The organism is Aeromonas sp. FDAARGOS 1404 (assembly GCF_019047085.1).
Classification (GTDB): Bacteria; Pseudomonadota; Gammaproteobacteria; order Enterobacterales; family Aeromonadaceae; genus Aeromonas; species Aeromonas veronii.
In genome coordinates, this window is the sequence record NZ_CP077237.1 from 755,679 (window position 1) to 778,987 (window position 23,309).

The 23,309-nt window shown below is 56.1% G+C and carries 22 protein-coding genes, 1 tRNA gene and 1 riboswitch; of the genes, 9 read left to right on the forward strand and 14 right to left on the reverse strand.

Going from position 1 to position 23,309, the window contains the following annotated elements:
* Nucleotides 1-45: 45 nt before the first annotated feature.
* The 4 genes from I6L34_RS03310 to I6L34_RS03325 all read right to left on the reverse strand — a co-directional run bounded on the left by I6L34_RS03310 (nucleotide 46) and on the right by I6L34_RS03325 (nucleotide 4,565).
* Entirely contained in the window at nucleotides 46-1,635 is a 1,590-nt protein-coding gene (locus tag I6L34_RS03310) for a polysaccharide biosynthesis/export family protein (protein ID WP_216956872.1), read from the reverse strand.
* A 212-nt stretch (nucleotides 1,636-1,847) separates the two neighbouring features.
* Entirely contained in the window at nucleotides 1,848-3,041 is a 1,194-nt protein-coding gene (locus tag I6L34_RS03315) for a hypothetical protein (protein ID WP_058055853.1), read from the reverse strand.
* An 84-nt stretch (nucleotides 3,042-3,125) separates the two neighbouring features.
* Nucleotides 3,126-3,776, reverse strand: coding sequence for an ABC transporter ATP-binding protein (locus I6L34_RS03320; RefSeq protein ID WP_058055852.1), 651 nt, complete (start codon nucleotides 3,774-3,776; stop codon nucleotides 3,126-3,128).
* Nucleotides 3,777-3,779: 3 nt separating this feature from the next.
* Nucleotides 3,780-4,565 carry an ABC transporter permease gene (locus I6L34_RS03325; protein WP_216956874.1) on the reverse strand — a complete coding sequence of 262 codons (786 nt, stop codon included), beginning with the start codon at nucleotides 4,563-4,565 and terminating at the stop codon, nucleotides 3,780-3,782.
* 916 nt (nucleotides 4,566-5,481) lie between these two features.
* Between I6L34_RS03325 and I6L34_RS03330 the strand changes: the two genes are divergently transcribed.
* Both I6L34_RS03330 and I6L34_RS03335 read left to right on the forward strand, forming a co-directional pair.
* Nucleotides 5,482-6,129 carry a winged helix-turn-helix domain-containing protein gene (locus I6L34_RS03330; protein WP_075115257.1) on the forward strand — a complete coding sequence of 216 codons (648 nt, stop codon included), beginning with the start codon at nucleotides 5,482-5,484 and terminating at the stop codon, nucleotides 6,127-6,129.
* Nucleotides 6,080-6,523: a hypothetical protein gene (locus tag I6L34_RS03335; protein ID WP_026035003.1), complete on the forward strand. Its 444-nt coding sequence runs from the start codon at nucleotides 6,080-6,082 to the stop codon at nucleotides 6,521-6,523. Before I6L34_RS03330 ends, I6L34_RS03335 begins: the two co-directional genes overlap by 50 nt.
* A gap of 330 nt (nucleotides 6,524-6,853) precedes the next feature.
* Here I6L34_RS03335 and I6L34_RS03340 read toward each other — a convergent pair.
* Nucleotides 6,854-6,943, reverse strand: a tRNA-Ser gene (locus I6L34_RS03340).
* Nucleotides 6,944-7,381: 438 nt separating this feature from the next.
* Between I6L34_RS03340 and I6L34_RS03345 the strand changes: the two genes are divergently transcribed.
* Together I6L34_RS03345 and I6L34_RS03350 are read left to right on the forward strand one after the other, a co-directional pair.
* Nucleotides 7,382-8,290 (forward strand): L,D-transpeptidase family protein, encoded by a 909-nt coding sequence (locus tag I6L34_RS03345; protein ID WP_227274381.1) that lies wholly within the window; start codon nucleotides 7,382-7,384, stop codon nucleotides 8,288-8,290.
* Nucleotides 8,291-8,329: 39 nt separating this feature from the next.
* A complete protein-coding gene (locus tag I6L34_RS03350) occupies nucleotides 8,330-9,316 on the forward strand; it encodes a DUF481 domain-containing protein (protein ID WP_075114926.1) in 987 nt (328 codons plus the stop codon).
* A gap of 75 nt (nucleotides 9,317-9,391) precedes the next feature.
* On the opposite strand, the gene I6L34_RS03355 is transcribed toward I6L34_RS03350, so the two are convergent.
* From I6L34_RS03355 to I6L34_RS03370, 4 genes are all read right to left on the reverse strand, one after another.
* Nucleotides 9,392-10,807: a DASS family sodium-coupled anion symporter gene (locus I6L34_RS03355; protein WP_005334328.1), complete on the reverse strand. Its 1,416-nt coding sequence runs from the start codon at nucleotides 10,805-10,807 to the stop codon at nucleotides 9,392-9,394.
* 244 nt (nucleotides 10,808-11,051) lie between these two features.
* Nucleotides 11,052-11,777 carry a MaoC family dehydratase gene (locus I6L34_RS03360; protein WP_058059927.1) on the reverse strand — a complete coding sequence of 242 codons (726 nt, stop codon included), beginning with the start codon at nucleotides 11,775-11,777 and terminating at the stop codon, nucleotides 11,052-11,054.
* Between the two features lie 245 nt (nucleotides 11,778-12,022).
* Nucleotides 12,023-12,994 (reverse strand): 23S rRNA (adenine(1618)-N(6))-methyltransferase RlmF, encoded by a 972-nt coding sequence (rlmF, locus tag I6L34_RS03365; RefSeq protein ID WP_075114925.1) that lies wholly within the window; start codon nucleotides 12,992-12,994, stop codon nucleotides 12,023-12,025.
* Nucleotides 12,995-13,142: 148 nt separating this feature from the next.
* The gene (locus I6L34_RS03370; RefSeq protein ID WP_058059925.1) at nucleotides 13,143-13,631 is read right to left on the reverse strand and encodes a C40 family peptidase; all 489 of its coding nucleotides are present in this window, start codon (nucleotides 13,629-13,631) and stop codon (nucleotides 13,143-13,145) included.
* Between the two features lie 275 nt (nucleotides 13,632-13,906).
* Here I6L34_RS03370 and I6L34_RS03375 point away from each other — a divergent pair, with 275 nt between their 5' ends.
* A complete protein-coding gene (locus I6L34_RS03375; RefSeq protein WP_058059924.1) occupies nucleotides 13,907-14,629 on the forward strand; it encodes a 4'-phosphopantetheinyl transferase superfamily protein in 723 nt (240 codons plus the stop codon).
* On the forward strand, nucleotides 14,626-15,474 hold the full coding sequence (locus I6L34_RS03380; RefSeq protein WP_005353298.1) for a tetratricopeptide repeat protein: 849 nt from the start codon (nucleotides 14,626-14,628) through the stop codon (nucleotides 15,472-15,474). The genes I6L34_RS03375 and I6L34_RS03380 overlap by 4 nt, the downstream gene beginning before the upstream one ends.
* 172 nt (nucleotides 15,475-15,646) lie before the next feature.
* Here the strand turns inward: I6L34_RS03380 and I6L34_RS03385 are convergent, their stop codons facing one another.
* Both I6L34_RS03385 and ribB read right to left on the reverse strand, forming a co-directional pair.
* Complete coding sequence (locus tag I6L34_RS03385) at nucleotides 15,647-15,889, reverse strand: Lpp/OprI family alanine-zipper lipoprotein (protein WP_005334342.1); 243 nt, start codon at nucleotides 15,887-15,889, stop codon at nucleotides 15,647-15,649.
* Nucleotides 15,890-16,114: 225 nt separating this feature from the next.
* Nucleotides 16,115-16,768 carry a 3,4-dihydroxy-2-butanone-4-phosphate synthase gene (gene ribB / locus I6L34_RS03390; protein WP_139428348.1) on the reverse strand — a complete coding sequence of 218 codons (654 nt, stop codon included), beginning with the start codon at nucleotides 16,766-16,768 and terminating at the stop codon, nucleotides 16,115-16,117.
* A gap of 104 nt (nucleotides 16,769-16,872) precedes the next feature.
* Nucleotides 16,873-17,029: riboswitch (FMN riboswitch) on the reverse strand.
* Nucleotides 17,030-17,288: 259 nt separating this feature from the next.
* On the opposite strand from ribB, the gene purU reads away from it, so the two are divergent.
* A complete protein-coding gene (purU, locus tag I6L34_RS03395) occupies nucleotides 17,289-18,125 on the forward strand; it encodes a formyltetrahydrofolate deformylase (protein ID WP_005344188.1) in 837 nt (278 codons plus the stop codon).
* A 79-nt stretch (nucleotides 18,126-18,204) separates the two neighbouring features.
* Here the strand turns inward: purU and I6L34_RS03400 are convergent, their stop codons facing one another.
* Nucleotides 18,205-19,467, reverse strand: a complete 1,263-nt coding sequence (locus tag I6L34_RS03400; protein WP_042055459.1) for a DUF945 family protein — start codon at nucleotides 19,465-19,467, stop codon at nucleotides 18,205-18,207.
* 107 nt (nucleotides 19,468-19,574) lie between these two features.
* Nucleotides 19,575-21,056 carry a cardiolipin synthase gene (cls, locus tag I6L34_RS03405; RefSeq protein WP_005361740.1) on the reverse strand — a complete coding sequence of 494 codons (1,482 nt, stop codon included), beginning with the start codon at nucleotides 21,054-21,056 and terminating at the stop codon, nucleotides 19,575-19,577.
* A gap of 97 nt (nucleotides 21,057-21,153) precedes the next feature.
* Between cls and I6L34_RS03410 the strand changes: the two genes are divergently transcribed.
* A complete protein-coding gene (locus tag I6L34_RS03410) occupies nucleotides 21,154-21,696 on the forward strand; it encodes a DUF1439 domain-containing protein (protein WP_005353308.1) in 543 nt (180 codons plus the stop codon).
* A 5-nt stretch (nucleotides 21,697-21,701) separates the two neighbouring features.
* On the opposite strand, the gene I6L34_RS03415 is transcribed toward I6L34_RS03410, so the two are convergent.
* Entirely contained in the window at nucleotides 21,702-22,142 is a 441-nt protein-coding gene (locus I6L34_RS03415) for a GNAT family N-acetyltransferase (protein WP_041980377.1), read from the reverse strand.
* A 340-nt stretch (nucleotides 22,143-22,482) separates the two neighbouring features.
* On the opposite strand from I6L34_RS03415, the gene I6L34_RS03420 reads away from it, so the two are divergent.
* Nucleotides 22,483-23,220, forward strand: a complete 738-nt coding sequence (locus I6L34_RS03420) for a lytic transglycosylase domain-containing protein (protein ID WP_216956876.1) — start codon at nucleotides 22,483-22,485, stop codon at nucleotides 23,218-23,220.
* Nucleotides 23,221-23,309: the final 89 nt, after the last annotated feature.

Here is a 23,309-nt window from a genome sequence, read left to right on the forward strand (position 1 = left end):
TTCACGGTTAAATATGAAATATGCATACGGCATTTATTCCAAGCGTTACAGAGCAACCAGCACACCCGCCGAGACGGCGATCTGGTAAAGCACGCTGGTAAAGTCTTTGGTAATTTGCAGCGATTTGGTTTCAACCTGCGGCAAGACAAAAATCTCGTCGCCCGGGGTGACGCGAATATCGCGGTCTTCAAGTTCGCTCTTCTCTATCTGGCTAAAGGTGCCGTCGCGATGCAGCAGCAGGATGCGTGAGTTGCTCGCCTTCTGGGTAAAGCCACCGGCCAGATTGATATAGTCCGCCACGGTGCGTTTCTGATCCGCCAGAATGGCGTTCGGGAACATCACATCCCCGTGCACCATCACCAGATTGGTCTGGCGCGGAATGCGGATGATGTCGCCGGGTTCAAGACGTACCTCTTCCAGATTGGGGGCGTTGGCCAGCACCACCTGACCGCTCGGCTCGATCTCTTTGGCCCGCGCAACCCACTGCATCAGCAGGTCCGCCTCGCTCTTGCGCAAGCTGGCTTCACCATCGGAGGCGGAGCGGGCGGTGAGAATGCTCGCTTCAAAGGCCTTGAGGGAGGAGCCCAGCATCTCTTTCTGGCGTACCTTGACCGAGTCGCGATAGAGCTGAATGGCGTTGATATCGGCATCACGGGTCAATTTCAGGCCATTGAGCACCTCGCCCAACCGCGCGCCGTAGCGCAATACCACCTCCTGCTCACTGTCGTGCTCCCCTTCAATCCGCACCGCGATAGAGGCATAACGCTTGTCGGCGATGGCCTCCACGGTATCGCCGCTGCTGACCATTATCCGAGCCAAAGTAGCAGCATCACTGAGGGGATAGTTATCCATCCGGATATCTTCCCCCTGATTACGGCTGACCCGGATATGGGTGGCATCGGCATCGGGTCTGGCCAGTTGCAGCAGCTCGGCCAGTGTCATATGAGGGGTGGCCATCTCAAACTTGTTGGCATTGGCCACCTTGCCACGCACCGTGCTCTGATAGCGCAGCGGCGCCACCACCAGGGTATCGCCGTCACGCAGTTGGGTCGGCTGCAGATTGCCGTTTAGCAAAAACTGGTAGAGGTTGAAATTGCGCAGGGTCTTGCCACCGCGCTTGAGCGCCACATCCAGATAGCTGCCCCGCTCGGGAGAGATGCCACCCGCCTTGTCGAGGAAATAGAGGATGGAATCTCCCGATTGACCGGCATAGAGGCCGGGTTGATTGACAAAGCCGGTAACGAAAATCTTGACCGGCTGGCTCACATCAAGGGTGGCGTAGACGCTGACGTTCTTTTGATAGACGCGGGTGATGGCGCCAAGCAGGGTGTCATTGAGCTGCTCGTTGCGCACTCCGGCTACCTTGACCGGCCCGACCTTGGGCAGAAAGATATTGCCCTGATGATCCACCAGCAGGCTCTGTTCAAACTCGACCCCGCCCCACAGTTGCACTTGCAGCTTGTCGCCGATGGCGATGCGGTAATCGGGGTTGAACCCGTTGAACGATTCACGGGCAAACTCGCCGCGAAACAGCCAGTTGCCAAAGACGGGATCGCGAGTCTGGGTGTCGCTCACCACCTTGCGCACCGGCGCCGCCTCCTGGGCGACCTCCAGTCCATAAGCCTGAGGGATCATCAATGCGACAACCAGCGCCAGTGATGTGGTGCGGAGATTGAAGTGGATAGACGTTAACCGCCGGTGACGTTCGGGGTCACGGGTACGTGAGAACAACGTTGAAATCAAGGTAAACTCCTGCCGGGCGCAAGTTTATGCCCTGCGCCATCGGGTATTGAAAAGGATGAGTGTCAATTGGTGTAGCCACCCGTGCTGGCGGGTAGCAGTGGCCATCAATCCTGATGTTCGCGCAAGGTGGCGAGTCCCATTACCACCAGGCCATAGAAGAGGCAAAGCAGCACGCCAATGGTGGCGAGGTTGTAGAGGCGGCGCGGGTACTGCGCCTCCTGTGCGGCACTTGGCGTACTGACAACCAACAGGTGCTTGAGCTTGCGATAGGCTTCGACTCGGGCCTGCTCCAGACTGACCAGCCCAGTTTTGTAGATGTCGGCCGCCAGCTGGGTCTGCACCTGTACCGCCTGATAGTCGGCATTAACCTCGTTAAGCGACTGTTCGTCGTTGCTGGTCAGCCGCCGCTTCTCTTGTGCCAACTGGCGGGTCAGCGCTTCCACCCGGTCTTTGGCCGCCACCACATCGGGCGCCTTGGGATTCATGTAAATTTGCAGCCGCTTGAGCTCGGTATCCTGGCGCACCAACTCGGCCTCCAGCTCCGAGACCAACCCCAGCATGGCGCTGCTGGTTGCCTCCGGGCTCATCAGCTTGTGGCGATTCTGGAACGCCAGCATCTTGTCCCGCTCGGCCTGCAACCGTTCGTGGGAACGGGCTACCTCGCTTTCTACAAAGGTGAGCTGCTCGAGGGCGACCTGATGGCCCAGTCGGTTGATAAAGCCCTCCCCCTCTTTCAGCATCAGGGCCACCACCTCGCGGGCATACTCGGGCTCGAATGCCTGTAGCCGGATGGTCAGGATCCCCGACAGCTCGTCAAGGGTCAGGGTGAGATGGTCACGGTAGTAGGCAAGAAACTCTTCATTGCTGGCATCCCGTGAGAGACGTGATAACCAATCAGCGTGACCGCCCTGATAGTGCCCCTTGAGGTCGAGCGCCTTGTCGAGGCGCTGCAGCATGTCCCATGAACCCAGATGGGCATGCAGCACCTGCACATCCTGATGATTGCTGCCACCCAGCCCCAGCATGGAGAGGGCATCCGGCATCATCTTGAGCTGATCTGCCTGCTTGACGATGATGCTCGCTTCGCTGACATAGCGATCACTGGCGATGGCAACGTAATAGAGGGTCGCCACACCAAAGCAGAGCAAGACCCAGAGAAAGCTGCCCAGCCTGACAGCCTTTTGCCATGAGAAGTGGGCAACCTGATATCCCCTGGAATCGATGAGGAAGCGTTTGGGGTCGCGCCTGAATTTGCGCAGCTTGCGACCGATATGGGTCTTGATGGTACTGGTGTTCATGACTATCCGAAGTGAGGATGGCAAGTGGCCCGCATCGCGCGAACCGACATGGCATCGTGACAAAAATGAGTGTGAAAACAGTGGTTATAGCTTTTGATAGACCGCAATGGCCTCTTCAATATCGGGGTAAAGGGTCAGGCTGGCATTGTTCAGCACAATCCCCATGTCGCACTGCTTTCGCAGGGTATTCATATCGTGGGAGACCATGATGAGGCTCGCCGTCTCTCGCTTCTGCTTGAAGACATCGATGCACTTTTGCCTGAATCTGGCATCCCCCACCGAGGTGATCTCGTCGGTCAGATAGATGTCAAAATCAAACGCCATGCTGACCGCAAACGAGAATTTGGACTTCATCCCGCTTGAATAGCCTTTAATGGGCAGCTCGAAGTGCTGGCCTATCTCGGAAAAGCCCTTGACCCACTCCTCGACCCTGCGCGTGTCATGAATGCCATGGATCCGGCAGATAAAACGGGTATTTTCACGACCCGTCATGCTGCCCTGAAATCCACCGCTCAGCGCCAGCGGCCAGGAGACCCGACTGTGGCGGGTGATCTTGCCGCGGCTGGGCATATCCATGCCGCCCAGCAGGCGCAACAAGGTGGATTTGCCTGCCCCGTTAGCCCCCAGAATGCCGATATTTTTATCTCCCGGCAGCGTAAAGTTCACATCCTTCAATACATAATTACGCCCGAATTTGGTGGGGTAATATTTGCTGACATTTTCGAGGGTTATCATTTTTTAACTTGCAATCAGTCGACGGTGGCTCAGGCGATAGGCACTCATCGCAAACGCCAGAAGTATCAAGGTGGTACCGAACAGATAATTCCAGCTACCCCCCTGGGTTTGAAAACCGGCAATCCAGCCACTGCGGATCAATTCGAGCGCATGCACGATCGGGTTCCAGAGCAGCAGATGCTGATAATTTTGGGGTACAGCCGCTAATGGAAAAAAGACCGCAGATATCCAGAGTAGAGGACGCATCAAGATCGGAATTAGTTTGTCCACTTCGGCAGAAAGACTGCTCACAATGCAAAGCAGGGTACCGAGGCCCAATGAGAAGATCATCAGGGTGCCATACCCCATGATCACCGCCAGCGGGTCATCGGGTATCGCATCAAAACCAGACCAGACCAGAATCAGGATTAATACAATAGCAACCAATACTCCTACAATGGACTCCAGTACAAAGCGGGAAAACAGGGTGGCAAAGGCCGTGACCTGGCGATAGCAAAAGAGCCCCTTATTAGCACTGACGGCTGATATCAGGCGATTGGCAGTATTTAGAAACATCAAAAATGGCAGATAACCGCTGGCAATAAACACCGGAGCTTCAACACCACCGAAACCATTGCGTTGCCTGATGCCGAATATGACACAGAATACAGCGATAGTAATCAATGGGTCCAGCAAGGCCCAGGCATACCCCATGCGATAATTTCCAAAGCGGGTCTTCAACTCCCTCATCAATAATCCGAATGTGACATCTTTCAATACCACTGCAGGACTGCGTCTTTGTATCAACATTGGGTTTGGCTTGAACACCTCAGGTATATAGATAAGAATGTGGCTCTCATTTTCAATGAGTTTCCCTGCGGCTATCGTCTGTACGCCAGGGCTGTCAACTACTTGTAAAACACCATAGCTACCGCACGGCAATGACAATTCCCGAATCTCATTCAAGCCACGTTTTCTAGTTGCTTTTCATTTGCCATAGCTACCGCACGGAAATGACATTTTCCGTTGTCGGGCCAGAGCAGGGGCAGAGTCTCATCGCCAGAGACAAGAAACACTGACGTGCTCTTCGCTTGTCTGAGTGCTGTTGCAACCCATGATGTCTCTCTGGATCACCCGTCTCTTCGACGAGCGGCAATATAGCCACAGGCTCTTTTCGTTTCCACTCGAAACCATGAGAAAACCATGAAATAAGTGTGATTTTTCTATGAAATGTGAATTAACAAACCACAAAATACATACTTTTCAGCATTAATCACCACCTCCATCGCCATAGACCAGATACAGAGCGCCAGACCTGATTATGAGAAATGAGGTTGAAGCGCTGGCAAGGAAGTGCTCACCAACCCTTTGCTCACCCAGCACTCTCCCATGCTGCCAGCGACCTCCACTATCGCGAGCACATTCTCATCCGTTTCCAAGACATCACTCAGCGCTGTTTCACTCGCCAATTGACGCGGTGGCAGCAGGCGAAAATGGCACCGCCACAAAGTTTCCGTCGTGCAAAAATGAGCACAACGACACATCAAGCAAGGTAATTACTCACAAGCTTGATAGCCCGTAATCCCTGCGATTATCCGCTGATTGCCCCAAGTTGATTGCGAAAAAACGTGATCACAAGCTACAATACGGACCTGATTTTATGTCTAGCCATTATCTTAAACGGCGCATAAAGGGTGCATAATTTGATATCTGGTGGCACTGAAATATGATTTCGCTAAATGAAAGTAGCGGAGAGTTAATATGGGATGGCACAGTCATTGCCCAGCTTAGCTCCAGCGAAATTCAGGTTTTGCAATGTCTGCTGGAAAGGCCTGATGAGCTGGTAGAGAAAGAAATTTTGCTAGAGGCAGGCTGGCCAAATAAAGTTGTACAGCAAAACTCACTGACCGTTGCTATAAAAAACATCAGAAAAGCGTTAGCAGAAATTACCGATGGCCCCATAATTGAAACGCGTCATCGGAAAGGATACATATTTCACCCTGCGGTGAACCAAAATAAAAATATTGAACTCGACTCGCCGATAGATGACGATGTATTTAGCCAAGACAGCTCTATTGAAGCAATAAGTCCTGATTATATTCATGAACGAAACGTCCATAAACCAGGTTCCATTCTCGCCAATATTATTTTTTACAGTGCATTCACGGCTCTTGCTTTATGGTCATTATTCATTACCACTCTCGACACACCAATACACTGTAACAAGATCAACAAGGCAAATCTCTGTGGCTATTCAGAACTCAGTGATACCGACATAAAGTATATTGAGCAAACCGTTGGTGAATCAGCAGGAACTTACCTCTATGGATACGATAAAGAACTGGGCCAGCTTCAAATCCATAAAATGGATTAGTTTCGCTATATTACTGGTTTACTCTGCAACACCCTTTATCAATGGGCTCGGATGTGATTATCAACAGCAATATGAGCGCGATGATTTCTCATTCTACTCAACCTGCAAGTTTGGTTATGCCAAGAGCGTTGTGCATGACAAGGCCACGGGTGAGGTGCTTAAACATGAAGGCTTGTTAGGGAAACGTGGTGATACTGTCATTTTCATTGCAAATAGAGTGACTCGAACAGCACCACATCCGGACCTCCATAGCAATGTGTATTCGGTGATGCACAATGACTTTCTCTATATTGCCAAGATCATTCATAAAGATAAGGAAGATTGGATTGTCATGACCTATCCCTACTACCGCCTGCAGAAGGTCAAAACGCTCGGTAAGCAGTCGTTCTGGTAACCAAACGATCCAAATCGAATTCACAGCGGTTCAAACTCTTGCAGCATAAAAGGCCTCATTTAACCCCCTAACAGGCATGAGTTATCCTCGGGAGGATCACGCCAAAGAGGAGCCTGGTTCCCATCCACTGGGATAGTCCAAGCTGACCAGCCCCAAACCCGAGGGTGAGAAAAGTAGAGAAATTTTCACTAAGAGCTGGAATGAAATAATGTCCAACGCTGTTCAGTGATGTTCTATGCCAGTCAATACCCGATGGCATATTGAATGGTACATCAGCAAAAGTAAAATAATGAAAAAGCCCAACCTATTCAATAGGTTGGGCTTAGTATGTGGCGGAGAGACAGGGATTCGAACCCTGGGTGGCATTGCTGCCACAATTGATTTCGAGTCAATCCCGTTCGGCCACTCCGGCATCTCTCCGTGGGGAGAGATTTTTACCTAAGCTGGGCCGAGGATGCAATAAAAATTTCTTAGATATCAAATGGCTGAATCAGCTATCTGGGAGCAGGCTCACAATGCGGCGCGTGATGTTCGCGTTGCGAGGCCGCCCTGTATAGCCCTGTATCCACCCGCTCGTACACCCGGCCATTATCCATATCGTGATATTCACCCATTGCCATGAGGCGTCTCTTTTTCCTGCTTGGCGCTCAAATTTATGGGTGATGCCGATTTTGGCAGGTTTCCTATGTATCCCCACATCATTGCGAGTGCGCGGCAAGCTGGTAATCATGGGCTGATTGAGGAACAATCGCGCCATCCTGGCGGCTGTGTTGATGATGTTCCGCCCCGATTGAACTGATGGATCTTCTTATGCGATTGCCGAAACTCAAGCCCCTACCCTTAACGCCCGCCCTTTCCATGTTGCTGGCAGCCATCCTGCTCTGCGCCGCGCCGGCAGAGGCCAAACGCTACCCGCTGCCACCTGCCGGGAGTCGCCTTATCGGTGAGCTGGAGGATTACATCATCCAGCAGAATGAACATCTGGAACTGGTTGGCAAAAATACGCAAATTGGATTTTTGGCGCTACTTGAGGCAAATCCGGGTGTAGATCCCTATTTACCCAAGCCGGGTACCCGCTTGACGCTGCCCACCCAGATGCTGCTGCCTGATGTGCCTCGCGAGGGGATCGTCATCAATCTGCCCGAACTGCGTCTCTACTACTTCCCCAAAGGGAAGAGCGAGGTCATCGTGCTGCCCATCGGGATTGGCGATATCGGCCGCGAAACACCCGAGATGACCACGACGGTCATCGAGAAGAATCCCAACCCGACCTGGGTGCCCGGCCCCATGGTGCGCAAATCCTGGCTGGAGCAAAAAGGGATCACCCTGCCCGCCGTGGTGCCCCCAGGCCCGGAGAATCCCCTTGGCAAGTTCGCCATGCGCCTTGGCTATGGCAAGCGCGACTACCTGATCCACGGCACCAACAAGGATTTTGGCGTTGGCCTGCGGGTAAGTGCAGGCTGCATCCGGCTGCGACCTGACGATATCGAGGCCCTGTTCAAGATTGTGCCGATCGGCACGCCGGTACGGGTCATCAATCAACCGGTCAAGGTAGCCATCGAACCGGATGGTCGCCGCTGGCTGGAGGTACACTCCCCGCTCTCCCGCACCGAAGAGGAGCTTGAAAATGGCGCCCCGCTGATGCTATCACCGGCCGTAGAGAGCTTTATCAGCGCACCTGACGTGATGCAGGATGAGGTGACGGCGGCGCTGGAGAGCAAAAATGGCCTGCCCCGCCCCATCAGCAGCCAACTTGTCAGTGGCTAAGTCACCAGCGCCCGAGTCGCACCGGAGTCACCTTACCTCATGAAATTCCTGCCCCTCCTACTCCTGTTGGCCTCTCACTCCTTGTGGGCCAAGGACATTCTCTGGATGAACAATGGCGATCGTCTGACCGGTACCATCGAAGAGATTGACGATGAGTCGGTACGCATCTCTTTGCCCTATACCGGTGCCGTTACCGTCAAGCGGGATGCCATCAAGCGCTGGCGACTGGACAAACAGGATAAACCCAAGGCGACCGCCAAAGGTGGATTCACCCTGTTCAAGGATGAGCAGGATGAACGCAATGCCTGGCTCTGGACCGGTAGTGGCGATCTCAACATCAAGATCAAGGACAACGACAAAAAGACCAACAACGTCAACGTCAACGGTACGACTGAAGTGGCCAATCTCGACTGGCGTTACAGCCTGTCAGGAGAATATAACTACGAGACTACCAACCGAGTCACCGATAGCCATGACTACAAGCTGAATCCCACCCTTGACTACTTCCTTGATCAGCACTGGTTCATTCGCAGTTCGATCAATGCCGAATATGACATGCTTGATGATAACTATCTGAAACTCGAGTTTGGTTCAGGCCCCGGTTATCGCTTCTGGAATGATAAAAAACGGCGGCTCGAGCTTATTGCCCAAGGGGGTATGCAACGGGCCTACTATCGCAACAGTGAATGGCTGGGTGTCTTTTTTTCAAGCTCACATACTATCAGCTATCCCATCGGGGAGATTAGCTGGGACTACCGCCAGCCACTCTCTTTCTGGCAGCAGCCCTTCGAGCTATTCAGCAAGGGGAGCTATACCAAGTACCTAGCACAGTCCTCTCCCTATTTTACTCTCAATCAGGATATCGCTGGCAGCATCGGTATGCGCTACTATTTCAACGACCATCTGCGCCTCTCGTGGAGTACGGAAGTTGAGCGTGAAGAAGGAAAACTAGAGGTGGGTCCGTTCAGCCAGTCTCTCAATAAAACCGATTACAAGCACCTTCTCAGTTTGGGGGCCAGTTTCTAGGGTTCAAGAGTAAAAGCATTATGAGAAGAGGAGCCAAATTGGCTCCTCTTTCTTATCGGATAAACGGACTAGTAACTAGATCAGCCCCCAGGCGGCAATCTGGTAGATCCATACCATCGCCAACAGGGTACCGACCAACCCCATGATGACGCCGATGCGCACCATCTGGTGACTCTCCACCAGACCGGTGGCGTGGGCCAGCGCATTGGGCGGGGTACTGATAGGCAGCGACATTCCAAGCGAAACCGAAATGGTAACCGCCAGGATCAGGGTGTGGCTGCCGCCCCACTCGGCCAGCTCCGGCATGCTGACCGCCAGCGCCGCCACCAGTGGCAGCAACAGATTGGCGGTCGCGGTGTTGGACATGAAGTTGGCCATCACCACTGCCAGCAGACAGGCGCCGATCAGCACCGCCAGCGTGGAGTATTCGTGGAACGGAATATGGGTGATGAGCCGCTCGGCCAACCCGGAGTCCTCCAGCGCCAGCCCCAGCGCGATACCACCCGAGACCAGCCAGAGCACATCAAGGGAGATCTTGTGCAGATCGTCCTTGGTGATGATGCCGGTGGTCAGGAACACCGCCACCGGGATCATGGCGACCACGTAGGAGCTCATGCCGTGCAGATCCCCCAGTAGCCAGAGCACTATGGTGGTGATAAAGGTGAGGTAGACCACCCAGGCGCGAGGGGTCTGCATAAAGCGCCCCTCAATCTTGAGATCCATCCGCTTTAGAGTGCTCGGGAAGAAGCGCCCCAGCAGGAACCAGCCAAGCAGCAACAGCAACACCACAAAGGGCACCGCAAATCCCATCCACTGACCGAACGAGATGGCATGCTCGCCGGTCAGGTATTTGAGAGCCACAGCGTTGGGCGGGGTGCCGATGGGAGTGCCGATCCCGCCGAGGTTGGCCGCCAGCGGAATAGCCAGCACAAAACCTATTTTGGCCGGGTCCTTGTCGGGAAACGCCGCCAGCACCGGGGTAAGGATGGCCAGCATCATGGCGGTGGTGGCGGTATTGCTCATAAACATCGAGAAGGTGGCGGTGATCAGCATCAGCCCCAGCATGACGATCCGGGGATCCTGACCGAACGGGCGCAGCAGCACCCGCGCCAGATTGACGTCCAGATGGTACTTGGTCGCCGCAATGGCGAGGAAAAAACCGCCGAGAAACAGCATGATAACCGGCGAGGCAAAGGTCGCCATCACCTCGGTGGACTTGAGCAGCTCACCAAACCCCGGTTCAGCCTTGTCGGCAGTCATGAACCAGAGCCCCTTGTCGGAGAGCAGCAGCAGCTCCAGCACGATGATCAGCACCGAGGTAGCAAAGATAGGGATGGGCTCCAGGATCCAGCAGAGGGCGGCCAGCACGAAAATGGCCACGACCCGCTGCTCGATGACGGTGATCCCCTCCAGCGGGATCCAGTGGGTCGGGATCAGCAGGATGGTGAGGCTCAGCAGCAGTGGCAGAATAATCTTGTTATTGATGGGCACTATTGTCTCCAGGATCGGGAGTAAGAAGCCAATAGTGGCATAACATGCTATCGCCTCACGCGGCCAACTCGCCAAAATGAGAGCTGGCTAACTGCACGGCGCACCGTTTTGTGAGTCATATCAAGCTGGGGTCGGCGCGCTATGGCTGACGCCTCAACCCTTGCAACAAACAGGCAAAAAAACGGGCCCGCTGTTCGTTGCACACGACAGCGGGCCCGTTTCACCATTCATGCCGATGAGGGGCTCAGAAGTAGATGCGGGTCACCGACTCGATGACGCAACCCGGGCGGCGGATCCCTTCGATCTCCACCTTGATCTCTTTGAGCAGCTCCAGCCCACCCTTGATGGGGGTGACCCGGGCCAGCTTGGTGCGGGCGCGGATGTTGCTGTCCACCTTGATGGGGTACGGGAAACGTACCTGATCCAGCCCGAAGTTCACCACCATGCGGGCGGTCGGGAACTCGGGGGTGGCCTCATCGACCGAGCCGGTCAACTGCGGCAGCAGCGCCAGGGTCAGGAATCCGTGGGCGATGGTGGTCTTGAAAGGCGACTCGGCGGCCGCACGCTCTGGATCGGTGTGGATCCACTGGTGATCCCCGGTCACTGCAGCAAACTGATCGATCATCTGCTGGCTGACGTGCAGCCACTCGCCGACATGGGTCTCTTCACCAATGCGAGCCTGCAGGGCGGCATAGAGCTCGGCCGCCTCGGCCCCCAGCTCAACAGCGGGTTCCTGAGCCACGGCAGGCTGACCGTTGGCTACTTGTGCCACGGTTGCTGCATCCTGTTGCTGCTCGCTCTGGGGCTCGGCTTGCAAGTCCAGCACACGACCCAGCAAAGGGTGAAGATGTGCCTTTTGCTGAAACTCACGCCAGTAGTCGCGGATCGCCGGAGAGAGCCAATCCTTGAGCTCAAAGGGGTGCTGCGCCAGAATTTCGCGCTTGCGCTTCAGAAAATCGACAACTTTCATCTACCGATCCCTATTTGATTCAATGCCTGTAAAGAGGTCTAACCAGTCCTATTTTATTAAAGTTTCAGCTGTAAGTGCAAAAAAATCTCGGCGTACACCTGTACCAAGGCGGAAGTAACTACTTAAGCCATGTAAACCAGCACGATCTGCCAATGAGGAAATCGATTGCCAAAGATGCCGCCAGCAGGGGAAACTCGCGAGACTCATCATGAAAAAAGGCCCTCATCGGGCCTTGTGGTGGGGACTCAGCGCGCGCTCGACCAGCCGCGACGCAATCCCTCTTCATCCAGAAAGGACCAGGCGAGGATCCGGCTCACCTTGTTGCCCTGCGCCATGTCGATCACCCGTACCTGACGCGCCCCCACCCGGCTCAACGCCTTTTTCGCCCCCGGCAGGTTCTCTTTTTTCGACACCAGCGAGCTGAACCAGAGGCACTGAGTGGCAAACTCCTTGCTCTGGGCAATCATGTTGGCCAGAAACGCAGCCTCGCCCCCTTCGCACCAGAGCTCAGCCTTCTGGCCGCCAAAATTAAGCACAGGGGCGCCTGTCACCTCCTTGCCCAGATTGCGCAGCTTGCGCTCCGTCCCCTTGCTCGCCTCTTCTAGCGACGCATGGAACGGTGGATTGCACAGCGTCAGGGCGAAGCGCTCCTTCGGCCCTATGATGCCGCGAAACACATGGTTGGGGTTACCCTGCAAACGACACTCAATCTGGTTGCCGAGTCCGTTGCTCTTGGCCAGCAGGGTGGCCGCCTTGACCGAGACCGGATCGATATCCGATCCCACAAAACGCCAGCCATATTCGCGGCAGCCGAGCAGCGGATAGATGCAGTTTGCCCCCACCCCGATATCCAGCACCCTCACCCCCTTGCCGGTAGGGAGCTGGCCTGCGCTCTCGGCCAACAGGTCGGCCGCCCAGTGCAGGTAGTCCACCCGTCCCGGGATGGGTGGGCAGAGGTAACCGGCAGGCAAGTCCCAGTGGGCAATCCCGTAGTGATGGGCCAACAGGGCGCGATTGAGGGACTTCACTGCATCGGGATTAGCAAAATCGATGGTGCGGGTGCCGTAGTCATTGATAGAGACATGAGCGGCCAATTCGGGAGTTCGCAGGCAGAGCGCCTCAAAGTCGTAACCCGCCTGATGGCGATTACGGGAGTGAAGTCCGGATTTGCGGTCGCCCGACTTGGGGCCACCGGCTGATGGGATGCGGGGTTTCATGCTGAGCCTGCCGAAGAAAACGGGCCCACACTATAGTGATTTGACTCGGGAAAGTCTAAACGAGGGCAATAAAAAACCGGGCTATCGAGCCCGGTTCAAGTGAGGTTGGAAAAACAGTCCGTACTGCGAGCCGTTTGTCCAGCCTGACTCAGATATCGATCCGGCGAGCTTGCCAGAACTTGTTGCGCCAATATTGGCTGTCCAGCTTGGAGCGCGTCACACCAGCTCGGGTCGAGGCATGGATGAATTCACCATTGCCGACATAGATACCAACGTGGTTGAGACGATGATTGATTTTGAAGAAGACCAGGTCACCCTCGACCAGATCCTGCTTGGAAACGCGCGTCCCTTCATGGACTTGGGAGCGGGTATCGCGGGGTAATTCGATACCGACGGCATTGCGGAACACTTCACGGGCAAAGGCGGAACAGTCGATACCTCGCTGGCTGCTGCCACCCATCCGGTACGGAACACCACGCCACTCTTTATATACAGTCAGGATTTCATTCACATCAGGTGTCTGGGAAGCTTCCGGTTCGATGACAGGTTCAACCATGGAAACTTCGATCTTGCTCGCGACCTCGGGTTGGGGTGCCGAGGCACAACCCACCATTCCGAGCGCGACCAGCAGTAGCATCAGGTGGCGCAATCCTTTATCCCCGCTAAATAGTAAATCTTGTTAAAATACGGCCCCAAAGGGCAATTTATAAGGCAACAGCACCCGACTATATCCAAGAATTCTATCGAGGCAAGTGAAAATCTCTATCAAGCTCACATTTTTGCAAGGAAATGCACGATTTTTCATAATTAATGTGATCATGCCCAAACAATATACAATCGCAAAAAGAGCCTTGGGCCTCATAGATAACTGGCTTTTATCCCTGTTTCAGCACCTTTTTAAAGTGAAAAATCATGATCGAAACCGATCTTTTTTTGTTAAAACCGGCCAGGGTATGCCAGGAACTGCTTGCTCAATTGCCTGAATGGCTGTCAACCGATGAGCTGCATATCTGGCAAGCCATGACCCATCCTGAACGGCGTCAGGAATATCTGGTGAGCCGCGCCCTGCTGCGCCAGCTATTGGCCGAGCGGCTGCAACAACCCGCCGCCAGTCTGCAATTTTGCAACGGCCCCCACGGCAAGCCCCGACTGCATGATGATGCTTGGCAGTTCAATCTGAGCCACAGTGGCAGCTGGCTGGTACTGGCGCTCTGCCCACAGGGGCCGCTTGGGGTGGATATCGAGCTGGGCAAACGGCGGCATCATCCCCTCCCCCTGGCCCGCCGGTTTTATGCACAGAGTGAATATGAGTGGCTCTGCGCACAGCCTGCTCAAGAGCAGGAGAGTGCCTTCTACCGACTCTGGTCACGCAAGGAGGCGGTACTGAAAGCCCACGGTGGCGGCATAGCGGCGGGGCTGGAGAAGGTAAGGTTTCTCCCGGAGGAAGGATGGCAACTCGACAACCGGCTCGATGACACCCCTTATCAGGTACAGGATTGGCCCTTTGCCAGCGGCTGGCTCAGTCTCGCGGCGACGGCAGCCCCCGTGACCTTTTACCGGCTGGATGAGCGCTTGAATTGCCACTCGCTTAACCCCATGTTACTCAACACCCTTTCTGAAGAGTCCAACTCATGATCGTCGACATTACTCCCCAGAATTTTCACGCAGAACTGATCGATGCGTCCATGAAGAAGCCGGTCGTCATCTATTTCCATGCTCCGCAGATGCCGGAGTGCCAGGGGATGACACCGCTGATCGAATCACTGGTTGGGCCCGCCAATGAGCAGGTCACCCTGGCCAAGGTGGATATGAACGATCCCCAGCTGCAACCGCTGGCCAGCCAGCTCGGCCTGCGCGCCCTGCCGGCGCTGGTGCTGTTCCATCAGGGTCGCCCTGACGAACAGGGGATCATCGAAGGACCGCAGGATGAAGCCACCCTGCGCCAGTATTTCGCCGCCTTCGCCCCCAAAGAAGAGGAAGAGTTGCTGGCCAAGGGGCAACAAGCACTGGCTGACGAGCAGCCCAGCATCGCCTATGCCCATCTGACCAAGGCACACCAGCTGGCTCCTGAACGCCACGACATCAGCCTGTGGCTCATTCAAGCTGCGCTCGACCTCAACCTGCTGGATGAAGCGCAGGAGCGCCTCGGCACCATCCCGATGGCGGCGCAGGATGGCCACTTCCATACCTTGAGCTCGCGGCTGGCGCTGGCCCTGCAAGCGGCAGACAGCCCGGAGCTGCGCGCGCTGGAAGCCCGCCATGCAGAACAGCCTGATGATTTTGCCCTGGCTCAGGAGCTGGCGGTGCAATACAACCAGGCTGGTCGTCAGGAAGAGGCGTTGGGACTGCTGCTGGAGATCCTCAAGCGGGATTTGGCATTCGGCGATGCCAGAAAGACCTATCTCGATATTCTGGCGACCATGGGCAGCACACCGGCGGCGCAGAGCTACCGTCGCAAACTCTATAGTCTGCTCTACTGATCGGAATCGAACTGGCTGGTAATGATGGGGGAGTGCCGGGAGACCGGCATGACCTCATGGGTCAAGTACGAAGACGGTATTGTGGAAATAAGTTGCTGTGGGAATAGTGGAGACACGGTGAATTTCAGGCAAAAAAAAATGGCGCAAAACTGCGCCATTTTTTTCGCATGGATTACTTCTTGTAGGAAGTAGCCATGTTGTCGATGCGCTGGTTAGCACGCATAGCTTCTTGCTTGGCTTCGGCAACATCAGCAGCGATTTTGGACTGATCAGCACGAACTGCGCTAACATCTTGAGCCAGTTGGTCAACTTTGTTAGACAGATTCTGAACGGAAGTTTCCAGTTCGCTAGTGTTTGCGCAACCACCCAGCAGAGCGGACAGACCAACAACACCTACCAACAACAATTTTTTCATTTTTAAAGCTCCCTTGAACTCGCCAGACGTTTAGCAAGCGGCGTGATTATGGCACAAAAAAATCCTACTTTGCATAGTCCCCACCACAGATAAATGCATTAAAACCCTCATTTTTTTTTGAATGAACAGTTTTTGTCCAGATTCGTCTAAAAAATGAGTGCCGTGTGGTGGGGGCACGGACAAAGGTTAACCAAATTTTTGCCTTATTACAATTTCGTATGAGGCTCAGGCTGTACGTTCTGACAACAATTGACGATATTGCACCAGATCCTCGATGGTCAGCACCGGCATCTGGTGCTTGCGACCGAACGCAACAAGGTCTGGCAGACGCGCCATCGAGCCATCTTCTTTGGTCAATTCACACAACACACCAAACGGTTTGAGACCAGCCAGCTGCATCAGATCGACCGTCGCTTCGGTATGACCACGGCGGGTAAGCACCCCACCGGTTCGCGCACGCAACGGGAAAACATGACCCGGGCGGTGCAGATCACCCGGTTTGGCGCCGTCTGCGATGGCTGCACGGATGGTGGTGATGCGATCAGCCGCCGAGACACCGGTCGTGACCCCCTGCGCCGCTTCGATGGTCACGGTAAAGGCGGTCTGGTAGTGGCTGGAGTTGGCCTCCACCATCATCGGCAGTTCGAGCTGGCGAACCCGCTCGTCGGGCAGGCAGAGGCAGACGATGCCGGAGCACTCGCGGATCATCAGCGCCATCTGTTCATTGGTCATGGATTCGGCGGCGAAAATGAGGTCGCCCTCGTTCTCCCGATCTTCATCGTCGGCCACCAGCACGCCGCCTCCGGCACGCAAGGCAGACAGGGCCGTTTCGACACGGGCAACGGGATCACCGAATTCACTGAGTAGAGACTGATTCATGGTAAAACTCCTAAACAAGACAAGGACCAGAATCAGGGCATGGAAAGGCAGACAGAGACGGGCATGCAGCAGCCAGCCCACAAGGGCCAACACGGCAAGGTCTGTCTTATCCTCTTTCATCCGGACTATGACCGTCGGCTCCGGCATCTCACCGGATCTGCTGACCCCGACCCGGCAATCAGCCAAGTCGGGCGCTCGCGGGCTCCCCGAGTCAATCGGGATACCGCCGGTGGGGAATTGCACCCCGCCCTGAGAATAAGCGCAGACAGCCTAAAGAAAAACGGTTGCAGATACCAGCCAAAATCCCCCGCAGGCTGAAAAGCGTTTCAACATTGCGCCCGGGATCCCGCTCTGCGGCCTGCTCGCCAGCGTGCGAGGCTATGACTGGCGAATTTCTTTATGGCTCGGATCGGTTTATGGCATAGTTCCCGAAACCAAAAAACAGGGCCCGAAAAGAGAGCCTGAACAACGCTGCCGGTGCAGACAGCAGCGCCAACACCACAAACGGAAAATGACAGAGATGGAAAAGAAAATACTGCTCACGGATTGCCCGGATGCCAAAGGGCTCATCGCCAAGATCACCAACATCTGCTACAAGCACCAGCTCAACATCATCAAGAACGATGAGTTTGTGGATCACGAGAATGGCCGCTTCTTTATGCGTACCGAGCTGGAGGGGCGCTTCAACGACGAGACCCTGCTGGCCGACCTCGATGATGCCCTGCCCACCGGGGCCCAGCGCCGTCTGGTCAAGGCAGGCAAGAAGCGCATCGTCATCCTGGTGACCAAGGAGACCCACTGCCTCGGCGATATTCTGATGAAGAACTACGCGGGCGCGCTGGATATGGATATCGTCGCGGTGATCGGCAACTACGACACCCTGGCCGAGCTCACCGGCAAGTTCGATATCCCGTTCCACACCGTCAGTCACGAGGGTCTGAGCCGGACAGAGCATGAGGAGCAGGTTCGCGCCATCATCGACAGCTATGAGCCTGACTATGTGATCCTGGCCAAGTACATGCGGGTGCTGACCCCGAGCTTCGTCGAGGCCTATCCGCGCAAGATCCTCAACATCCACCACTCCTTCCTGCCCGCCTTCATCGGTGCCCGCCCCTACCGGCAGGCGTTTGATCGCGGCGTCAAGCTGATCGGCGCCACCGCCCACTTCGTGACCGACGATCTGGATGAAGGCCCCATCGTCGAGCAGGACGTGATCCACGTCGGTCACGCCTTCAGTGCGGACGACATGGCCAAGGCGGGCCGGGATGTGGAGAAATCGGTGCTGAGCCGCGCGCTGGAGCTGGTACTGAACGAGCGGGTGTTCGTCTACGGCAACAAAACGGTGGTCTTCAAGTAGCCCGCCCACATGGCTCGTATGCAAACGCCAGAAACAACAACGGCTCCCGCGGGAGCCGTTGTTGTTTCTGCGCCGAGTGTCAGAGCGGCAGATCGTTTACCGTCACCGCGCCCTTCTCCAGCTTCAGCTCGGAGGTCAGCGCTTGCTTGTCGGCCTTCAGATAACCCATCAGGGTCAGCTGATCGAGCATGGGGGCCAGTTGCGGCACCGCCTTGCCCAACTTGTCGCTGAGGCTTGCATGCAGCACGCCGGAGAGGGCCTGCATCCCCGCGTCGCTGTTAAACAGCTGCTCCAGCGAGGTGGAGGCCAGCTTCACGTCTCCCTTCATGGTCACCGCCTCACCGTTGAGCTTGGCGCTGAGATCGGCCAGTTCAAGGGTCGCGCCACGTTTGAGCATCTTGTCCAGCGCCTGCTGGATGGCGGCATCTTCAACCCCCTTGCCACCGGCGGCCTGCAGCCCCTGATACCCTTCCAGATCCAGACCGTTGAGGTTGAGCGCCAACTTGCTGTCGGTCACCGCCAGGGTGTCGGTCTCGTTCTCCAGATCCAGCTTGGCAATTTTCATCTGATAGCTGCTGGAGAGGGTCTGGGCATCATCACCGGTCAGCTGAGTCTCGGTGGTCATCCCCTGCAGGGCGACCTTGACGCTGTCAGGCAGTTGTACCGTGAGGGCCGAGAGGGTCATCTCGCTCTGGGGCGAGAGGAGCACACCGCTGATCTCGGCAATGTCGGCACTCCCTTTCAGATCGGCCAACACCAAGTCCATCTTGCTCTGCTCTTCATGGACCGTCATCCCCTGCCAGGTCATGGTGAGGTGACCATTCCCCTCCAGATTGCCGTGGAACTCGCCGCTCAGAGGCAGGAAGCTGAACTCGTCCAGCCCCTGTTTGATCTTGAATTCATTAGCCCAGAAACGGCTACTGTTACCCTGGGTCCAGAGACTGGTGACCGACTCCAGACCGAGTTCCCACTGCTCCATGCCCAGTGCGGTGAAAACCGGCGCTAGCGTGCCATTATGGGTATCGAGCAGGAAGTGGCTCTTGATATAGAGCGGCAGGATCTGGCTCTTGACCACCAGTTGCAACTCGATGGGCTGACTGCCCTCCAGCTCGCTGTCAATGGCAGCCAGCTCCTCCGGCGTCACCACGACCTTCAGGATCCCGTCACGGGTGAAGAGGTTGCTGCTGCCCGGCTGCCACTGCATGTCGAGCCCGCTCTCTTTCTCCACCTTGGCGATCTGTTCCGCCATGATGTTGTCGAAGCTGTTGCCCGTGTACCAGCACGCAGCCAGACCACCACCTACCAGTGCCGCACCCACGGCGAGGGCCACTATCTTTTTCATATATCCATGTGTCTCCAGGGAGTTGTCACTGCACTCTACGGGGCGGACTCGGGGCTAGGCAAGTCCAATCAGATGGCGAGTCCACTTTCTTGCGGCTCGCAACAACATCACAGCAAGGGGCTGAAGAGATAGAAGATGTTCTCCATCGCCTTCTTGTACCAGGGGCGGGCCTGCCATTGGGCCAGGGTCATCGGGGTGGCTTCCGCCATATAGCCCTGTACCAGCCGGGTCATCTGGGCCACGAACGAGGGGTTATCCACCAACAGGGTCACCTCGAAGTTGAGCCAGAGGCTGCGCCGATCCAGATTGACCGTCCCCACCAGCGCGAAGTCATCATCCACCAGCACGCTCTTGGTATGGAGCAGACCGGCATCGTAGCGGTAGATCTCCACCCCGGCCGCCAGCAGCTCCTCCATAAAGGCGTTGCAGGCGTAATTGGCCATGATGGAGTCGTTGCGTGCCGGCAATACCAGCTGCACCTGCACCCCGCGCGCCGCTGCCGAACTGAGTGCGGCCGCCAGCGGATCGTCGGGTACAAAGTAAGGGGTCGTCAGCACCAGATGGCTGCGCGCCTGATAGATGGCCAGCAGCAGGCTCTGCTGGATGCAGTCGCCGCCGACGAAGGGGCCGGACGGGATCAGCTGGGCACGGTAGTTGGTCTGGGGCCAGGCCTCCGGCTCATGCTGCAGACTGTCGAGCAGCCGCTCGCCGGTCTCCATCTCCCAGTCCCAGACAAAGATCGACCACATCAGCGGCACCATGGGCCCCTGCACCCGAATCATAATGTCGACCCACTGGCCGACCCCGGCATCCTGCTTGAAGAAACGGGGATCCACCATGTTCATGGAGCCGGTGTAACCCACCCTGTCATCAATCACCACCAGCTTGCGGTGCATCCGCAGATCCTGACGCTGGAACAGAATGCGCCAGGCGCCGACCGGCAGCACCTCCACCAGCTTGACCCCCGCCTTGCGCAGTTTTTTGGGCCAGTGGGAGCGGAAGAACTGCTTGCTGCCCACCGAATCGAGCAGCAAGCGACAATCCACGCCGCGTTGCGCCACTTCAATGAGCGCCTCGCACACCTCGTCGGCATCGCCGCCCGGATGCCAGATATAGAACTCCAGATAGCAGGAGAGCGTCGAGCGACGGATATCCTGGGCTATCTCGCGCAAGATCCAGTCCGGCTTGTTGAGCAAGGTCATGCGGTTGCCGGATAGCATCGGCATGGCGAGCCGTCCCTGGATGAGATCGTGCAGCGGCTGTGCCTTGGCGCCCACTTCGCAGCAGTGCTGCGGGAACAGACGGGCCAGTTGGCGGATCCAGATGGCATAAGGGCGATACATGGCCTGGGCGCGCTCGGCACGGCGGCGCCCCAGCTTTATTTCACCAAACAGCACATAGAAACCCACCCCGGCAAACGGAATGGCATAGATCAGCGCCAGCCAGGCCAGCGACACCCCGATGGGACGGCGTTTCATCACCACCCGAAACGACACACCGGTGACAATCACGGTATGAAAAAGCAGTAGCAGCCAACCCAGAAAACGGGAAAACAGCAGTTGAAGATCGTGTTCCAGACCGTTAAACAACGGGGACTCCTTCTAATCGACAAACAGCGCGGTGGGCAGACCCCAACCGGCCGTGATGGTATGCTGTAAGGCAAATCCATTCTATCAGGTCGCACGCATGATCCTGCAATCTATGCTGCTCAGCCTGGCCATGCTAGGCCAAGGCTCATATGACATCAATGAGCAACAGATAAACCAGTACCTGCAATCTCAGGTGCAAGTCGACAAACAGCTGGAGCTGCCGGGCATCATCAAGGCCCATGTGACGCTTGAGCAGAGCGACGTCCAGATCGGTCGCCAACGCCCCGATACCGCCCGGGTCTATGGCAAGGGCAAGCTCAAAATCGCCCTGCCAGACAATACCGAATATGACGCCCGCCTGCAGATGACCTATGAGGCGAGACCCCGCTATGACAAGAGCCAGAGCGCGCTGTTTCTCGATAACATGAAGCTGGTGGAGTACAAGCTGGAGCCGGAGGCGGCCGAGAAGAAGTTCGGGCTGATGCTCAACATGCTGCTGCAGAGCATGGAGAAGCGGCTCGAGACCAAACCGGTCTACAAACTCAATGACAAGGATCCGGATCAGGCCTGGCTGAAGGAGAATCTGCTGGGGCTGGAGCTGTCACCGGGCAAGATCCACCTGCTGACCAAACCGCGCTAAACCGCTCAATTCAGGAGGGGCTGGGTGGTATCCCGTACCAGCAGCTCCACCTGATAACCCTGCTGCTGCTGCCGCTCGTAGAGGGAGAAAAGCGACCCGCTCAATTGATTGAGGGGCATATCGGCAAACCCGGCCTTGAGATAGAAAGGCTTCTCAAAGGGCAGCGCCTGACAGACCACAGGTTTGTCCAACAGACCGTGACAGGCGTGCTGCAGCAGCCGTGACCCCAATCCCAGCGACTGGTAGTGGGGCAACAGGCGAAAGCCGCACAGATGGTAAAACTCCTCCTCGTCCCGCAACCGAACCGCCCCCACCAACCAGTGAGCATCACGCACGACAAAGATCCGCTCGGCCAGATCCGGCACATAGTGGGAAAACGTCGTCTCGTAATAGTCCCTGATAAGGGAGAGGTCGGCGTCGCAGTACTCTTCGAAAGTGAGTTCCATCGCCAGCTTGCTTGTCACAGACAAATCCTTTGATAATCAGTTATTAGTGCCAGATACGGTGCGCTAATCCGACCACATGACGCCAGCACGATAGCATGCCTTTCGTCAACAAAAAAGCGGACGTCATGGGCAGCTTGCTTACCCGGTGGAAGAGGCCATGACCCACCGCCCGACTGCCAAAACCGTGCTTTATGATGACAATCCTTTATTGCGGCGGATACTTTGATCCCGGTCACCGAATCGGATCATTTGCCCCCTGTTGGCCGCTTGTTCTGCCCTCGTCATGATGCTTTACTCAACATGGTCATCACAAGAAGGAGTATTAGGGTTGAAAGCATGGATGCTGGCAGGCCATATGTTGTTGATCCCCCTGAGCGGATGGAGCCAGACTCCCCCCCCCGCGGAGGTGATCTTCCTGACCACCGCTCCCTCCCCCTTGCGTCCGGTCAAAGATGCCACTCCCGTCCCACAACCCGACACAGCTCAAACAGCGGCAGTCGCCACCAACGGCAAGAAGCAGATCCAGGTCTATAAATCGGTGCAACAAAACGGGGTGGTTCGCTACTCCGACATGGCGCCCGAAGAGGGCCATTACGAGCTGCTGCTGTTCAACGACTGCTTCGCCTGCGACCCCAAATCCAGCGTCAACTGGCAGACCACAGGGCTGTTTCTCTATGACTATGCCAGCACCATCAAGGCGGCCGCCAAAACCTATCAGGTTGAGCCGGCGCTGATCCGGGCGCTGATCCATGCGGAATCCGCTTTCAATCCGCTGGCGGTCTCCCGCAAGGGGGCGATGGGGCTGACCCAGCTGATGCCCGCCACAGCACGGGAGTTGGGGGTCGGCAATGCCTTGCTGGCGGAGCAGAATATCTTCGGCGGGGTGAAATACCTGGCGGGACTGCTCAAGCAGTATGACGGCAACGTGGCGCTGGCGACTGCGGCCTACAACGCCGGCGCGGGCGCCGTACAAAAACATGGCGGTATCCCGCCCTATGCGGAAACCCGTGCCTATGTGGAGCGCGTCCAGCTCCTCCATCTGCGCTACAAAGAGATGCTGCAGGCCAAAGGGCTCTGAGGTTAGCCTCGGTTAATGCTCTTTTCTCGCCCCTCCAGAAACAAAAAACACGCCCGCAGGCGTGTCGATACCACACTTTGTTTCGCAAA

Excerpts from the sequence above, each read along its gene's own strand:
- I6L34_RS03310 (WP_216956872.1), bottom strand. The coding sequence starts at position 1,635 with ATGATCCCTCAGGCTTATGGACTGGAGGTCGCCCAGGAGGCGGCGCCG.
- I6L34_RS03315 (WP_058055853.1), bottom strand. The coding sequence starts at position 3,041 with ATGAACACCAGTACCATCAAGACCCATATCGGTCGCAAGCTGCGCAAA.
- I6L34_RS03320 (WP_058055852.1), bottom strand. The coding sequence starts at position 3,776 with ATGATAACCCTCGAAAATGTCAGCAAATATTACCCCACCAAATTCGGG.
- I6L34_RS03325 (WP_216956874.1), bottom strand. The coding sequence starts at position 4,565 with ATGTTGATACAAAGACGCAGTCCTGCAGTGGTATTGAAAGATGTCACA.
- I6L34_RS03330 (WP_075115257.1), top strand. The coding sequence starts at position 5,482 with ATGATTTCGCTAAATGAAAGTAGCGGAGAGTTAATATGGGATGGCACA.
- I6L34_RS03335 (WP_026035003.1), top strand. The coding sequence starts at position 6,080 with ATGGATACGATAAAGAACTGGGCCAGCTTCAAATCCATAAAATGGATT.
- I6L34_RS03345 (WP_227274381.1), top strand. The coding sequence starts at position 7,382 with ATGTTGCTGGCAGCCATCCTGCTCTGCGCCGCGCCGGCAGAGGCCAAA.
- I6L34_RS03350 (WP_075114926.1), top strand. The coding sequence starts at position 8,330 with ATGAAATTCCTGCCCCTCCTACTCCTGTTGGCCTCTCACTCCTTGTGG.
- I6L34_RS03360 (WP_058059927.1), bottom strand. The coding sequence starts at position 11,777 with ATGAAAGTTGTCGATTTTCTGAAGCGCAAGCGCGAAATTCTGGCGCAG.
- rlmF (WP_075114925.1), bottom strand. The coding sequence starts at position 12,994 with ATGAAACCCCGCATCCCATCAGCCGGTGGCCCCAAGTCGGGCGACCGC.
- I6L34_RS03370 (WP_058059925.1), bottom strand. The coding sequence starts at position 13,631 with ATGCTACTGCTGGTCGCGCTCGGAATGGTGGGTTGTGCCTCGGCACCC.
- I6L34_RS03375 (WP_058059924.1), top strand. The coding sequence starts at position 13,907 with ATGATCGAAACCGATCTTTTTTTGTTAAAACCGGCCAGGGTATGCCAG.
- I6L34_RS03380 (WP_005353298.1), top strand. The coding sequence starts at position 14,626 with ATGATCGTCGACATTACTCCCCAGAATTTTCACGCAGAACTGATCGAT.
- I6L34_RS03385 (WP_005334342.1), bottom strand. The coding sequence starts at position 15,889 with ATGAAAAAATTGTTGTTGGTAGGTGTTGTTGGTCTGTCCGCTCTGCTG.
- ribB (WP_139428348.1), bottom strand. The coding sequence starts at position 16,768 with ATGAATCAGTCTCTACTCAGTGAATTCGGTGATCCCGTTGCCCGTGTC.
- purU (WP_005344188.1), top strand. The coding sequence starts at position 17,289 with ATGGAAAAGAAAATACTGCTCACGGATTGCCCGGATGCCAAAGGGCTC.
- I6L34_RS03400 (WP_042055459.1), bottom strand. The coding sequence starts at position 19,467 with ATGAAAAAGATAGTGGCCCTCGCCGTGGGTGCGGCACTGGTAGGTGGT.
- I6L34_RS03410 (WP_005353308.1), top strand. The coding sequence starts at position 21,154 with ATGATCCTGCAATCTATGCTGCTCAGCCTGGCCATGCTAGGCCAAGGC.
- I6L34_RS03415 (WP_041980377.1), bottom strand. The coding sequence starts at position 22,142 with ATGGAACTCACTTTCGAAGAGTACTGCGACGCCGACCTCTCCCTTATC.
- I6L34_RS03420 (WP_216956876.1), top strand. The coding sequence starts at position 22,483 with ATGCTGGCAGGCCATATGTTGTTGATCCCCCTGAGCGGATGGAGCCAG.